Below are 13,721 nucleotides of genomic sequence, written 5' to 3'. Positions count from 1 at the left end.
ATCGGGAGCGCGGGTCCAACGATCCGAACCCGCCGCCGCGGCCTCAGCCCTCCAGCCGCAGCAGCAGCGCCAGCTGCGGCACCCGCTCCACCACCCGCTGCACGTCCGGCCCGATCGGGGCGTCCCGCGCGTCCCGGTCCAGCACCTCGTCGAACACCGCGAACAGCGCCGCCGCCCCCGGCGTCAGCCGGTCCGGCGCCGACCGCAGCGCCCGCACGGCCGCCAGCGCCTCCACCGCCAGCACCAGCGGAGCCAGCTCCGCCGTGTGCCGCAACGCCCGCGCCCCCTGCGTCGCGAAGCTGGCGTGCTCCTCCAGCCCCAGCGAGATCGACACCGTCCCCGCCGTCATCGGCGCCGTCCCCGGCCGCAGCTCGGCCAGGACGTCCTGCACGACGTACTCGCCGATCATCAGCCCCGAGCTGCCGCGCGGGCCGGCGGCCAGGAACGCCCGCAGCCCCGTGTGCTCGGGGCGCAGCAGCAGCGCCAGCCGCGCCGCCGACAACGTCAGCACGCCGAACGTGGTGGCGCGCAACGTGTCCAGCGCCGTCGCCAGCGAGGCGGCGTGGAACTGCCCGTGGTGGAACACCCCGTCGGCGCCCACCAGCGGGTTCTCCCCCGGCGTCGAGGCCTCCAGCGCCAGCACGTCGGCCAGGGCGTCGGCCGCCGCGAACGCCGGCGCCAGCACCTGCGGGACGGTCCGCAGCGCGAAGGGGTCCTGCAACCGCGCCGGCGGCGGGCCGCCGGCGACCAGCGCCGACAGCGCCGCCGCCACCTGCGGCTGGCGCAGGTGCGGGCGCGCCGCGTGCACCCGCGGCGCCCACGCCTGCCCGTTGCCGCGCAGCGCCAGGAACGACAGCGCCGAGACCCCCAACCCGGCCAGCAGCAGCTGCCGCACCCGGACCAGCGCCAGCGACGCCGTCGCCAGCGTCAGCGCGTGCGAGGAGATCAACGGCAGCGCGTCCGCCGGGCCCAGCGGCACCGGGTCCACCGACCCGGTGCGCCACGGGCGTTCCCCGACCAGCGTCAGGCCCAGCTCCGCCAGCGGCGCCAGGTCCGACGTCCCGATCCCGCCGAAGCGGTGCATCGTGGGCAGCGCCCCCGAGCGCACCGCCTCCGCCAGCGCCCCCAGCACCGGCGGGCTGATCCCCGCGCCCAGTCCCGCGTGCGCCCCCGCCAGCAGCTGGTTCAGCCGCACCACCAGCGCGGCCCGCGTCGTCGGCTCGTCCTCCACCGGCCCCAGCGACGCCGCGTGCGAGCGCAGCAACCGCAGCCCGTGGGCCCGGGGGTGCTCGCCCTGCTCCTCGCCGACCCCGACGTCCTTGTTCGCCCCCACCCCGGTCGTCGCCCCGTACACCGCCCCCGCCGCGCGGGCCGCCTCCATCGCCGCGTGCACCGCGCCCAGGGAGGCCAGCGCCGCCCCGTCCACCACCGGCCGGGCCCGGCCGTGCGCCACGTCGTCCAGGTCCGCCGGGGACAGCGCCCGGCCGGCGACCGCGACCCCCCGGGTCGCGTCCGGAACCCCCTGGTGCTCCACTTGACCTCCGCACGACCGCCGCCGGACCTGGCTGGGTGAGGTCACGATCGGATGACGGCCGACCGCGCCCCGTTGACCGCTCACCGGCCTGTGCTCAGCATGTACCCGCCGACAGGCCCAACCCGGGAGCCGCCGCAGTGATCACCTTCGAGGCCGTCCGCAAGCAGTTCCCCGACGGGACGGTCGCGGTCGACGACCTCCACCTGGAGCTCCCCACGGGGAGGACCACAGTCTTCGTCGGGCCCTCCGGCTGCGGCAAGACGACGTCCCTGCGCATGATCAACCGGATGGTCGAACCCACCGGCGGCACCGTCACCGTCGACGGCCGGGACGTCCGCACCCAGGACCCGGCCCGGCTGCGCCGCGGCATCGGCTACGTCATCCAGCACGCCGGGCTGTTCCCGCACAGGACCGTCCTCGACAACGTGCTCACCGTGCCCCGCCTCGTCGGCCGCGGCCGCGACCGCACCCGCGCCCTGGAACTCCTCGAACGCGTCGGGCTGCCCGCCGCCCTCGCCGACCGGTACCCCGCCCAGCTGTCCGGCGGCCAGCAGCAGCGCGTCGGCGTCGCCCGCGCCCTGGCCGCCGACCCGCCCGTCCTGCTCATGGACGAGCCCTTCAGCGCCGTCGACCCCGTCGTCCGCGGCCAGCTGCAGCAGGAGTTCCTGCGCCTGCAGGCCGAGCTGGGCAAGACCATCGCCATCGTCACCCACGACATCGACGAGGCCGTCGTCCTCGGCGACCGCATCGCCGTCTTCCGCGCCGGCGGGCACCTCGCCCAGGTCGGGACCCCGGAGGAACTGCTGACGAAACCCGCCGACGAGTTCGTCCGCGGCTTCGTCGGCCGCGACCGCGGCTACCGCGGCCTGAGCTTCCTCAGCAGCGACGACCTGCCGGTCCGCCCCCTCGACGGCGCCTCCCCGGCCCCGGGGCCCGACGGCGTCTTCCGCGCCGGGGACTCCCTGCGCACCGTCGTCGACCTCACCCTCACCTCCCCGTCCGGCACGGCCGTGAAGGTCGACGGCGACGGGACCCCCATCGGCACCGTGCACCACCGCGACGTCGTCGACCTGCTGGAGACCCGTCGGTGAACCAGGTCCTGGAGTACGCGCGGAACAACTCCGCCACGATCCTCGACGCCCTGGGCCAGCACGTCGTCCTCGCCGTGCTGCCGCTGCTGCTCGGCGTGGCCGTCGCCCTGCCCCTGGGGTACCTCGGAGTGCGCTTCGGGTGGCTGTACCACCCCCTGCTCAACGTCTCCGGGCTCATCTACTCGATCCCGTCGCTGGCCGTGTTCGTCGCCCTGCCGTACGTGCTGGGCACGAAGATCCTGTCCCCCGTGAACATCGTCGTGGCGCTCGCGCTCTACACCGTGGCCCTCATGGCCCGCACCGTCGCCGACGGCCTGCGCTCGGTGGACCCCGCGCTCACCGAGGCCGCGACCGCCATGGGCTACCAGCGGACCCGCCGGCTGCTGGAGGTCGAGCTGCCGCTGGCCGCACCGGTGATCCTGGCCGGGGCCCGGGTCGCGGCGGTGTCGAACATCTCCCTCGTCAGCGTCGGCGCGCTGCTCGGCGTCGGTGGCCTCGGGGCGCTGTTCACCCGGGGTTTCCAGCTGGACTACACCGCGCCGATCATCGTGGGGATCGTGCTGTCGATCGCCCTGGCCGCGGTCGCCGACCTGCTCATCGTCGGGTTCCAGCGGGCCGTGACGCCCTGGACCCGCGCCGTGAAGGGGGCCTGACGTGGACGACGCGCCGTACCTGCTCGACGCGGCCCACTGGGCCTGGTCGAGCCCGGGGACCATCCCGCACCTGATCGTCGCCCACCTGGGCTACACCGCGATCTCGGTGCTCGTGGGTTTCCTCATCGCGTTCCCCGTCGGGCTGCTCATCGGGCACACCGGCAAGGGGTCGTTCCTGGCCATCAACGCCGGGAACGCCGGGCGCTCGCTGCCGACGCTGGGTCTGCTGAGCCTGCTCGTGGTCCTCATGGGGCTGGGTTTCACCCCGGTGCTCATCGCCCTCGTCGTGCTCGTGATCCCGCCGATCCTCACGTCCACGTACGCGGGGTTGCGCGCGGTCGACCCGAACGCCGTGGACGCGGCCCGGGGGATGGGGATGAGCTCGGCGCAGGTCCTGTTCCGCGTCGAGCTCCCGATCGCCCTGCCCGTCGTGTTCGGCGGCATCCGCGCCGCCGTCCTGCAGGTCGTGGCGACCGCGACGGTCGCCGCCTACGTCGGGCTGTCCGGGCTGGGCCGCCTGCTCATCGACGGCCTGGCCCTCAACGACTACGGCCGCATGGTCGCCGGGGCCGTCGTCGTCGCCGTCCTGGCGATCGCGCTGGACCTGCTGCTGGGCCTGGTCCAGCGGTACGCCGTCTCACCCGGCCTGACCGGCCGGGGCCTGCGGCGCGCACGGGGCACGCGATCCGTGGGAGAGTCCGGGGCGAGCCCGGAACCCGAACTCGTCAGCGCAGGAACGTCGAAAGGCACGTCATGAACCGCAGGAACCTGCTCGGTCTGGCCCTCGTGGGCTCCCTCACGGCGGGGCTGGCTGCGTGCGGCGGCGGCGACGACCCGCTGGCCTCCGACGCCGGCTCGGGGGACTCCACCGCCACCTCCGCCGTCATCGTCGGCTCGGCGAACTTCCCCGAGAGCGAACTGCTCATGGAGATGTACGCGCAGGTCTTGGAGGCCGAGGGCGTCGAGGTGCAGCGCAAGCCGAACATCGGTGCGCGCGAGCTGTACCTCAAGGCCCTCGACGACGGCTCGATCGACCTCATCCCCGAGTACAACGGGGCGCTGCTCGCCGCGCTGTCCGAGGGCGGCGCCCCCGAGGGGGTCTCCACCCCCGAGCAGGTGCTGGAGGCGCTGAAGCAGGTGCTGCCCGAGGGCACCGAGGTGCTCGAGCAGTCCGCCGCGGAGGACAAGGACTCGCTGTCGGTCACCGAGGCCACCGCCACCCAGTACCGCCTGACCTCGATCGCCGACCTCGCCCCGGTCGCGAAGGACCTCGTCGCCGGCGGCGGCCCGGAGTTCCAGGAGCGCTACCAGGGCCTGGAGGGGCTCAAGGAGCTGTACGGCGTGGAGTTCAAGGAGTTCAAGCCGCTGGACCCCGGTGGCCCGCTCACCGTCGGCGCCCTCAAGGACGGCACCATCCAGGTCGCGAACATCTTCACCACCGACTCCGCCATCACGACGAACGGGTTCGTCGTGCTGGAGGACCCGAAGAACCTGTTCCTGGCCCAGAACGTCCTGCCCCTCATCCGGTCGTCGAAGAACGACCAGACGATCACCGACGCGCTCAACGCGTTCTCGGCCAAGCTCACGACCGAGAACCTCACCCAGTACCTCGCGCAGGTCCAGGTGGACAAGAAGGACGTCGCCGCCGTGGCGAAGGACTTCCTGACGGCCAACGGGCTCGTCTGAGCCGCCCGTCGCGGGCCGGACGGCGCGTCCGGCCCGCGACCCCCGCACCCCCCGGTGGGGCCGGCGGGTGTTGACACGCGGCGAACGCGTCGGGCAGTGTGGCCCGCGCACACCCATCCAGAGCGGCTGAGAGATCTGGCTCCGTGACTCCGCAGCAACCCTCCGCGCGAGCGGGCGTGGGTGCTTCCGCCAGAACCGATGGAGGAACGTTGTCGAGCAGTTGCGCCCGGGGCTTCTTCGCCTCGCGCCGCCGTCACATCGACTACTGCCGCTGCGGCGCCACGTTCTGTTCCTGACCCCCCACGCTCACCGGCGCTGACCCGGGGCCGGGGCGGACGACCGTCCGCCCGGCCCGTCCGCCGTCCCCGCGGGGCACGACCCGACGGCACGGCGCAGCCCTGCCCGGGGCGCCGGTGAGGTGGGCTGCGCGGCAGCCGAACCGCCTCGCACGCACCCGCGCGCGGTGACCACCCCCCGGTCCCCGCCCGCCCCTCACGAACCCCACCGCCGACCCGGTCCTGCGCGCCAGGAGACCGGGCGCCCCACCGTTGGAGCCCGCCATGCTCGTCCGTCGCCGCACCACCCTCGCCGCCGCAGCCGCCGCCGCCCTCGGCGGGATGCTCGCCGGCTGCTCCTCGGGATCCGCGGGTGAGCAGGAACCGGTGGGGGAGCCCAAGACCGGCGGCAAGCTCACCTACCTCGAACCGCAGACGTGGACCACGCTGTACCCGCCCGCCGCGGGGTTCTACCCCAACGGGGGGATCGTCAACAACATCACCGACCGGTTGCTGTGGCAGAACCCGCAGACCCTCGAGCTCGAACCGTGGATCGCGGTCGCGCTGCCGGAGGTGAACGCCGACGCCACCCAGTACACCTTCACGCTGCGCGAGGGCGTCACCTACTCCGACGGGTCCCCGCTGGACGCGGCCAACGTGGTCGCCAACCTCGACCTCTTCGGCAAGGGCGACCCCGCCCGGGCCCTGACGGTGTCGGAGGCCATCAACAACTACGACCGCGGCGAGGTCGTCGACGAACGCACCGTCCGGTTCCACTTCACCGCTCCCGCACCGGGTTTCGCGCAGGCCGTGTCGACCATCAACTCCGGTCTGCTCGCCACGTCCACCCTGGCGCAGGACAGCGAGGGCTTCGGGCCCGGCAGCGCCGCGACCGTCATCGGCTCCGGGCCGTTCGTGGTCGACTCGGAGGAGGTCGGCACCCGGATCTCCCTCGTGGCGCGCGAGGACTACGCCTGGGCGCCGCCGTCGCGGCCCCACCAGGGCCGGGCGTACCTCGACGGCATCGACGTCGTCGTCGCCGGGGAGGACAGCGTCCGCGTCGGCACCGTCGTCGCCGGCCAGGCCGACCTCGCCCGCCAGATCGAGGCGCCGGACGAGGCGCAGTTCAGCGCCGACGGACTGGCGCTGCTGGCCGCCGCCACCAACGGCGTCAACAACGGGTTCAGCTTCCGGTTCCGGACCCCGCAGCTGCAGGACCTCGCCGTCCGGCAGGCGATCGTCGCCGGCATCGACCGGCAGGCCGTCATCGACACCCTGTTCAGCGACAGCTACGTGCTGGCCACCGGCGTCCTGGCGAAGTCGGCGCTCGGGTACGTCGACACCTCGGAGGAGTACCGGCACGACCCGGCCGCGGCGGCGCGGCTGCTCGACGGGGCCGGCTGGACGGTGGGCGCCGACGGCGTCCGCGCGAAGGACGGCGTCCCGCTGGCGATCACGTTCAACGAGGCCCTGCCGCAACCGCGCTCCAAGGAGGTCGTCACCCTGGTCCAGGAGCAGCTGGCCGACCTCGGGATCCGCGTCGACCTGTTCCCCGGCGACCAGGCCGCCCAGACCGCCGCCTCCCTGGACCCCGAGACCGTGCAGGTCTACCACTCCATGGTCGGGCGGGCCGACTACGACGTCCTGAAGTCGCAGTTCTTCTCCAGGAACCGCAACACCCTGCTGAACCTGGACACCACCGACGGGTCCCTCGGCGACCCCGAGCTCGACGCCCTGCTGAACGACATCGCCTCCGAACCCACCACCGACGCGCGTCAGGCCGCCTCCGAGGCCGCGCAGCGCCGGCTGGCCGAGCAGGCCTACGTCGTCCCGCTGTTCGAGGAACCGCAGGTGTTCGGCTTCCGCTCCGACGTGCAGGGTTTCGCGACCGAGTCGGTGGGCCGGCCCCTGTTCCACGCCACGTGGCTGAACCGGTGAGCACCCCGTCCCCGGCCGGCGCACCGGGAGGACGGCGGTGACGTACGTGCTGCGGCGCGCCGGCCAGGCCGTCGTCGTCCTGGTCCTGGCCTACGCGCTGACCTACGTCCTGCTCGCCGCGCTGCCCGGCGACGCCGTCCTGGCCCGCTTCGGCAGCCCCGAACTGGGGTTGTCCCCCGAGCAGCTGGCCGACATCCGCGCCGCCTACGGGGCCGACCGGCCCCTGCCCGTGCGGTTCGCCGAGTCCGCGTGGGCCTTCCTCGGCGGGGACCTGGGGTACTCGGTGCAGAGCGGGGCCGCGGTCTCCACCCTCCTGGCCGCCGCCCTGCCCTCGACCCTGGTGCTGGCCGCGCTGGGCCTGGCCCTGGCCGTGGTCCTGGCCGTGGTCATCGCCGTCGTCGCCACCCACGGCCGCGGCCGCTGGCTGCGCCGGGCGTTCCGCAACCTGCCGCCGCTGTTCGTGTCGCTGCCGGTGTTCTGGATCGGGATCCTGCTCATCCAGGTCCTGTCCTTCCGCCTGGGGCTGGTGCCCGTCATCGGCGCCGGCCCCGTCGAGGCGCTGGTGCTGCCCGTCCTCACCATCGCGGTGCCCATCGCGGCGCCGCTGGCGCAGGTGCTGATGCGCAGCGTCGACGACGTCGTCCGGATGCCGTTCGTCCCCGTGGTGCGCGCCCGCGGCGCCGGCACCGGCTGGCTGCTGTGGCACGACGTCAGCCGCAACGCCGTCCTGCCCGCGCTGACGATGGCCGGGCTGCTGTTCGGCGAGCTCGTCGGCGGCGCCGTGGTCACCGAGGCTGTCTTCGGCCGCGCCGGGATCGGGCAGCTCACCGCCCAGGCCGTCGCCAACCGCGACACCCCCGTCCTGCTGGCCGTCGTGGTCCTGTCCACGGTGGCCTACGTGGTGATCAACCTCGTCGTCGACCTGCTCTACCCCGTGCTCGACGCGCGGCTGCGCACCGGAGGAGCCCGATGAGCGCCACGACCACCCCACCCACCCCGCCCGTGCCGGCCCCGGACGCCCCGCGCCGGCGACGGCGCCGGGTCCCGGCGGGGGTCCTGGTCCCCGCCGCCGTCGTCCTGCTCGCCCTGGCCTGGGCGCTGGTCCCGGGCGTCTTCGCCCCCGGCAGCCCCACCGCGACGGTGGCCCCGTCGCTGCAGGCCCCCAGCGCCGAGCACTGGTTCGGCACCGACGCCACCGGGCGGGACCTGTTCACCCGCGTCGTCCACGGGGCCTCGCACTCGATCCTCGGCGCCGTCGTGGCCGTCGCCGTCGGCTTCGCCGTCGGCACCCTGACCGGCGTCCTGGCCGGGTCGCTGGGCGGCGCGGTCGACGACGTCCTCATGCGCCTGGTCGACGTCCTGCTCGCCGTCCCCGGCCTGCTGCTGTCCCTCAGCGTCGTCATCCTGCTCGGCTTCGGCACCACCAACGCCGCCGTCGCCGTGGGCGTCACCTCCATCGCCGTCTTCGCCCGCCTGGCCCGCGCCGAGGTCGTGCGGGTGCGCGTCAGCGAGTACGTGGAGGCCGCCTACGGCTCCGGCGGCACCTTCGGCTCGGTGCTGCGCCGGCACGTCCTGCCGAACTCCCTGACCCCCGTCGTGGCGCTGGCCGCGCTGCAGTTCGGCTCGGCCGTCCTGCAGATCTCCACCCTCGGCTTCCTCGGCTACGGCGCCCCGCCGCCCACCCCGGAGTGGGGCCTGCTCATCGCCGAGGGCCGCAACTACGTCGCCACCGCCTGGTGGCTGACCGTCCTGCCCGGGGTCGTGGTCGTGGCCGTCGTCCTGGCCACCAACCGCCTCAGCCAGTCGATCCGCGGGAGCGTGGCGTGAACCCCCTGCTGAACGTGCGCGACCTGCGCATCGAGTACACCACCGGCCGCGGCGCGGTCCGCGCCGTCGACGGGGTGTCCCTCGACGTCGAACCCGGCCGCGTCACCGCCCTGGTGGGGGAGTCCGGGTCGGGCAAGTCCAGCGTCGCGCAGGCCGTCATCGGCCTGCTCGCCGGCAACGGCCGGGTCACCGGCGGCCGGGTCGACCTGCGCGGGCAGGACCTGCTGGCCCTGTCCGAGCGGGAGCTGCGGGCGGTGCGCGGGCGCCGGATCGGCCTGGTCCCGCAGGACCCCGGGAACTCCCTGAACCCCGTCGCGACCATCGGCGCCAGCGTGGCCGCGGGGTTGCGCATCCACGGCGCGCGCGACCGGCGGGCCACCCGCGCCCGCGTCCTGGACCTGCTCGAGCGCGTCGGCATCGACGACCCCGCCCGGCGGGCCCGGCAGCACCCGCACGAGCTGTCCGGCGGCATGCGCCAGCGCGTCCTCATCGCCGCCGCCCTCGCCCTCGAACCCGACCTGCTCATCGCCGACGAACCCACCAGCGCCCTCGACGTCACCGTCCAGGCCACCGTCCTGGACCTGCTGGACGAGCTGCGCGCGGCCACCGGCACCGGCGTCCTGCTCATCACCCACGACCTCGCGGTGGCCGCCGAACGCTCCGACGCGGTCGTCGTCCTGCGCCGCGGGACCGTCGAGGAGTCCGGCGCCACGGCCGACGTGCTGGCCCGCCCGCGCGCGGACTACACGCGGGCGCTGCTGGCCGACGCGCCCTCCCTGACCCGCGTCGTCGACCGCACCCCCGCCGCCCCCGCGGCGGGACCACCGCTCGTGCGGGTCGAGGGGCTGCGCCAGGAGTTCCGCCGGCGCGGGACCGGCCCCCTGGTGGCCGTCGACGACGTCTCCTTCACCGTCGCCCGGGGCACCACCCACGCCATCGTGGGGGAGTCCGGCTCCGGCAAGACCACCACCGGGCGGGCCCTCGCGGGGTTCGGGCGGCCCACGGCCGGCACCGTCCGCGTCGGCGACACCGACGTCACCGCCCTCGGCGGGCGCCTCACCTCGCGGGCCGCGCGCGCCTACCGCCGCACCGCCCAGCTGGTCCACCAGAACCCGTACGCCTCGCTGGACCCCCGCCTGGACGTGGGGACCATCGTCGCCGAACCGCTGCTGAACCACCGCCTCGGGGACGCCGCCGAGCGCCGCGAGCGGGTCGCCCACCAGCTCGAGGTCGTCGGGCTGCCCGCCGACGTCACCACCCGCCGGCCCCGGGAGCTGTCCGGCGGGCAGCGCCAGCGGGTCGCCATCGCCCGCGCCCTCGTCCTCGAACCCGACCTCGTCGTCCTCGACGAGGCCGTCTCCGCCCTCGACGTCAGCGTGCAGGCGCAGGTGCTGCGCCTGCTGGCGCGGTTGCAGGCCGACCTGGGCCTGACCTACGTGTTCATCTCCCACGACCTCGCCGTCGTCCGGCAGGTCGCCGACACCGTCTCGGTCCTGCGCCGCGGCCGCCAGGTCGAGTCCGGCCGCGTGCAGGACGTCTTCGCCGACCCCCGGCACCCCTACACCCGCGAACTGCTCGACGCGGTCCCGGGGACGGGCCGGTCCCGCGGCGGCACCGTCCCCCGCCAGCCCGTCCCGACCCCCGGGCCCGGCGCCCGGCGCGACCCGCACGAGGAGGCCCGACGGTGACCCCGCCGACCCCGACCCCCACCACCGGCCCCCGCCTGGGGTTCTTCACCCGCCTGCTCGAGGCGGCCCCCGCCGCCGACCGGTACCGCTACGCGCTGGAGCAGGTCCAGCAGGCCGAGCGCCACGGCTTCGCCTCGGCCTGGGTCGCCCAGCACCACTTCGGCGAGCACGAGGGCGGCCTGCCGTCGCCGTTCGTGCTGCTGGCCGCCGCCGCGGAGCGCACCACCCGCATCGCCCTGGGCACCGGCGTGGTCACCCTGCCCATCGACGACCCCGTCCGCGCCGCCGAGGACGCCGCCGTCCTCGACGCCCTGTCCGGCGGCCGCGTGCAGCTCGGCGTCGCCTCCGGCGGCACCGACAGCTCCTTCGCCCCCTTCGCGCGCGCGTCCGCCCGGCGTCGCGACCTGTTCGACGACCACCTCGCCGTCTTCCTCGACACCCTGCGGGGCAACGGGATCCGCGGGACCGGCGCCCACCTCTACCCGGCCGCCGGCACCCTGCCCGCACGGGTCTGGCAGGGCACGTTCTCCGCCGCTGGAGCCGCCCGCGCCGGGACGGGCGGCCACGGCCTGATGCTGTCGCGCACCCAGCCCCGCCCCGGCCCGGACCCCCGGGCACCGCTGCACGACGTGCAGCTGCCGATCGTCGAGGCCCACCGGCGGGCGCTGCCCGCCGGCGCCCCGGCCCGGGTCCTGGCCTCGCGCACCGCGCTCGTCGTCGACGAGGAGGACCGCACCCTCGCCCTGGAACTGGCCGAGGACGGGCTGCGCCGCCTGGCGGCGACGTTCATCGGCGTCGACGCCGACGACCTCGGCCTCGACGACCTCGTCGCCGTCACCGACACCCACGTCGGCACCGTCGAGGAGGTGACGGCCTCCCTGGCCGCCGACCGGACCCTGGACGTCGCGACCGACGTCACGTTCCAGGTCCACTCCATCGCCGCCACCCACGAGCTGACTCTGCGCAGCCTGGAACTGCTCGCCACCGGCGTCGCCCCGCGCCTGGGCTGGGCCACCGGCCCCGACGCGGCCACCGCGCTGCACCACGCCCACGAACCCGCCCCCGAACCGGCCCACGAACCCGAAGCCGTCCTCGTCCCCAGCCTCGGAGGAACCGCATGAGCACCGCAGCGCCGACCGTCCCGGCGGCCGACGTCATCGACCTGCTGGCCGGCATCGCCCCCGGCAGCCCCCTGGCCCGGACCCGCGACCAGCGCCCCCAGGCCCGCGAGAACGCCCAGCGCAGCTTCGAGGCCCTGCTCGAACCGGCCGACCCGGGGGAGTTCGGCCACGCCGAGCGCTACGCCGTCGCCCTGTTCACCGCCCGGCTGCACGGTTTCGAGCGGGCCGCCGCGTTCTACGCCGACCTGCTCGCCGACCAGTCCGACGACACCCTCCCCGCCGCCGTCGAGGACGCCGCGCGCGCCGCCGCCTCCACCGGGCCCAGCGGGACCTACCGCGAACCCGGGCTGGCCGCCGAGAGCGCACCGGCCACCGCCTGGACCCCCGACCCGGGGCTCGCGGCCGCGCTCGGGCCGCGGCTGAGCGCGGCCCTGGCCCACACCCACCTGCTGGTGTTCCGCCCGCGCGAGGCGAGCCCGGCGGCGCTGCGGGCGCTGGTCGAGGCGGGGTGGAGCGCCGACCACGTCGTCAGCCTCTCCCAGCTCGTCGCCTTCCTCAGCTTCCAGCTGCGCACCGCCTGGGGGCTGTCCGTCCTGCAGTCCCACCCGGCGACCCACCCCACCCACCCCACCACCGCGACGGAGGCCACCCGATGACCGCGACGACCGCCGGGGGGACGACGGCTGCCCTGGTCACCGAGCACCCCGACCTGCACCGCCCGGAGGCGTTCACCCAGCAGGGCCTGGGCTGGGTGCCGTGGCTGCGGCCCGTCGCCGAGGAGGAGCTCACCGACGCCCAGCGCGAGGCGCTGGTCGAACCGGCGCGGGCGAAGATGCCGTACTTCCGCCTGCTGGCCCGCGACCCCGAGGCCCTGCGCGCCCGCACGCTGACCGACCTGGACATCTTCTTCAACACCACGAGCGGGATCGGCCGTGCCGAGCGGGAACTGGCCGCGGCGGCCACGTCCCGGCACAACGGGTGCGTGTTCTGCGCCTCCGTGCACGCCGCGGCCGCCACCCGCGAGTCCGGCCGCGAGGCCGACGTCCAGCGCCTGCTCGACGAGGGCGTGTCCGCCGACCTGGGCGACGAGCGGTGGAACGCCGTCGTGGCCGCGTCGGTGCACCTGGCCGACACCCCGCTCGCGTTCGGTGCCGCCGACGTCGAGCGGTTGCGGGCGGCGGGACTGGACGACGCCGAGATCGTCGACGTGGTCAACGGGGCCGCGTTCTTCAACTGGGCCAACCGCCTGATGCTCTCCCTGGGTGAACCGGAGGTCCCCGCCTCCCGGCGGGGCGAGGAGGCGTGAGCTTCCCGCCGCTGCTCGACCACGTCGTCGTCGCCGGCCCCGACCTCGGTGCGCTCGTGACCTGGTTCGCCGACGCCACCGGCGTCACCGCCGCCCCCGGCGGGGTGCACCCCGGGGCCGGCACCGCGAACGCGCTGGTCGCGCTGACCGTCGGGGGTGAGCGCCGCCCGCACTACGTCGAGCTCATCGGCCCCGACCCCGACGGCACCGTCGAGCCCACGACCTTCGGGATCGCCGGGCTGACGTCGCCGCGGGTGGTCACGTACGCGGTGCACCCCGCCGACCTCGACGCGACGGCCGCCGCGTGGCGCGAGCGCGGCGACGACCCCGGCCCGGTGGAGGGGATGTCGCGGCGGACACCGGACGGGACGCTGCTGAGCTGGCGGCTGACCCGCCCCCGGCCCGGGCGTCCCGACGTGCCGTTCCTCATCGACTGGGGCGGCACGCCGCACCCGGGGACCACGGTCGGGCCGGCGCTGGACCTCCTGGCGTTCGGCCCGGGGGGAACCGGTCACGTGCTGCGCGTCCGCGGCGCCGACGGCACCGCCGTCACGCTGGGGGAGGAACCCGCCCCCCGCGGGTGAGCGAACAGACGCAGGCCC

The 13,721-nt window shown here is 75.4% G+C and carries 13 protein-coding genes and 1 riboswitch; of the genes, 12 read left to right on the top strand and 1 reads right to left on the bottom strand.

The features are described from left to right. Nucleotides 1-43: 43 nt before the first annotated feature. A complete protein-coding gene (locus tag ACRYRX_RS09430) occupies nucleotides 44-1,534 on the bottom strand; it encodes an aromatic amino acid lyase (protein ID WP_432511600.1) in 1,491 nt (496 codons plus the stop codon). A gap of 137 nt (nucleotides 1,535-1,671) precedes the next feature. Here ACRYRX_RS09430 and ACRYRX_RS09425 point away from each other — a divergent pair, with 137 nt between their 5' ends. The 12 genes from ACRYRX_RS09425 (at nucleotide 1,672) to ACRYRX_RS09370 (ending at nucleotide 13,703) form a co-directional block, all read left to right on the top strand. Continuing rightward, complete coding sequence (locus ACRYRX_RS09425) at nucleotides 1,672-2,625, top strand: ABC transporter ATP-binding protein (protein WP_432511599.1); 954 nt, start codon at nucleotides 1,672-1,674, stop codon at nucleotides 2,623-2,625. Further along, the gene (locus ACRYRX_RS09420) at nucleotides 2,622-3,278 is read left to right on the top strand and encodes an ABC transporter permease (RefSeq protein WP_432511598.1); all 657 of its coding nucleotides are present in this window, start codon (nucleotides 2,622-2,624) and stop codon (nucleotides 3,276-3,278) included. Before ACRYRX_RS09425 ends, ACRYRX_RS09420 begins: the two co-directional genes overlap by 4 nt. Nucleotide 3,279: 1 nt before the next feature. Continuing rightward, the gene (locus ACRYRX_RS09415) at nucleotides 3,280-4,035 is read left to right on the top strand and encodes an ABC transporter permease (protein ID WP_432511597.1); all 756 of its coding nucleotides are present in this window, start codon (nucleotides 3,280-3,282) and stop codon (nucleotides 4,033-4,035) included. Beyond that, nucleotides 4,032-4,964: an ABC transporter substrate-binding protein gene (locus tag ACRYRX_RS09410; protein ID WP_432511596.1), complete on the top strand. Its 933-nt coding sequence runs from the start codon at nucleotides 4,032-4,034 to the stop codon at nucleotides 4,962-4,964. The genes ACRYRX_RS09415 and ACRYRX_RS09410 overlap by 4 nt, the downstream gene beginning before the upstream one ends. Nucleotides 4,965-5,074: 110 nt before the next feature. After that, nucleotides 5,075-5,169: riboswitch (SAM riboswitch) on the top strand. Nucleotides 5,170-5,524: 355 nt separating this feature from the next. Beyond that, nucleotides 5,525-7,177 (top strand): TIGR04028 family ABC transporter substrate-binding protein, encoded by a 1,653-nt coding sequence (locus tag ACRYRX_RS09405; RefSeq protein WP_432511595.1) that lies wholly within the window; start codon nucleotides 5,525-5,527, stop codon nucleotides 7,175-7,177. Nucleotides 7,178-7,214: 37 nt separating this feature from the next. Beyond that, complete coding sequence (locus ACRYRX_RS09400; RefSeq protein WP_432511594.1) at nucleotides 7,215-8,150, top strand: ABC transporter permease; 936 nt, start codon at nucleotides 7,215-7,217, stop codon at nucleotides 8,148-8,150. Continuing rightward, nucleotides 8,147-9,004, top strand: a complete 858-nt coding sequence (locus tag ACRYRX_RS09395) for an ABC transporter permease (RefSeq protein WP_432511593.1) — start codon at nucleotides 8,147-8,149, stop codon at nucleotides 9,002-9,004. Before ACRYRX_RS09400 ends, ACRYRX_RS09395 begins: the two co-directional genes overlap by 4 nt. Continuing rightward, nucleotides 9,001-10,692, top strand: a complete 1,692-nt coding sequence (locus tag ACRYRX_RS09390) for a dipeptide ABC transporter ATP-binding protein (protein WP_432511592.1) — start codon at nucleotides 9,001-9,003, stop codon at nucleotides 10,690-10,692. The genes ACRYRX_RS09395 and ACRYRX_RS09390 overlap by 4 nt, the downstream gene beginning before the upstream one ends. Next, nucleotides 10,689-11,813, top strand: a complete 1,125-nt coding sequence (locus tag ACRYRX_RS09385) for a putative FMN-dependent luciferase-like monooxygenase (protein ID WP_432511591.1) — start codon at nucleotides 10,689-10,691, stop codon at nucleotides 11,811-11,813. Before ACRYRX_RS09390 ends, ACRYRX_RS09385 begins: the two co-directional genes overlap by 4 nt. Further along, entirely contained in the window at nucleotides 11,810-12,469 is a 660-nt protein-coding gene (locus ACRYRX_RS09380) for a CMD domain protein (protein ID WP_432511590.1), read from the top strand. The genes ACRYRX_RS09385 and ACRYRX_RS09380 overlap by 4 nt, the downstream gene beginning before the upstream one ends. After that, nucleotides 12,466-13,119, top strand: a complete 654-nt coding sequence (locus tag ACRYRX_RS09375; RefSeq protein ID WP_432511589.1) for an alkylhydroperoxidase domain protein — start codon at nucleotides 12,466-12,468, stop codon at nucleotides 13,117-13,119. The genes ACRYRX_RS09380 and ACRYRX_RS09375 overlap by 4 nt, the downstream gene beginning before the upstream one ends. Further along, the gene (locus ACRYRX_RS09370; protein WP_432511588.1) at nucleotides 13,116-13,703 is read left to right on the top strand and encodes a VOC family protein; all 588 of its coding nucleotides are present in this window, start codon (nucleotides 13,116-13,118) and stop codon (nucleotides 13,701-13,703) included. The genes ACRYRX_RS09375 and ACRYRX_RS09370 overlap by 4 nt, the downstream gene beginning before the upstream one ends. The last annotated feature ends 18 nt before the right edge of the window (nucleotides 13,704-13,721 follow it).

The organism is Kineococcus lubricus (assembly GCF_050871965.1).
Classification (GTDB): domain Bacteria; phylum Actinomycetota; class Actinomycetes; order Actinomycetales; family Kineococcaceae; genus Kineococcus.
This window is presented reverse-complemented; position numbering and strand designations above follow the sequence as displayed.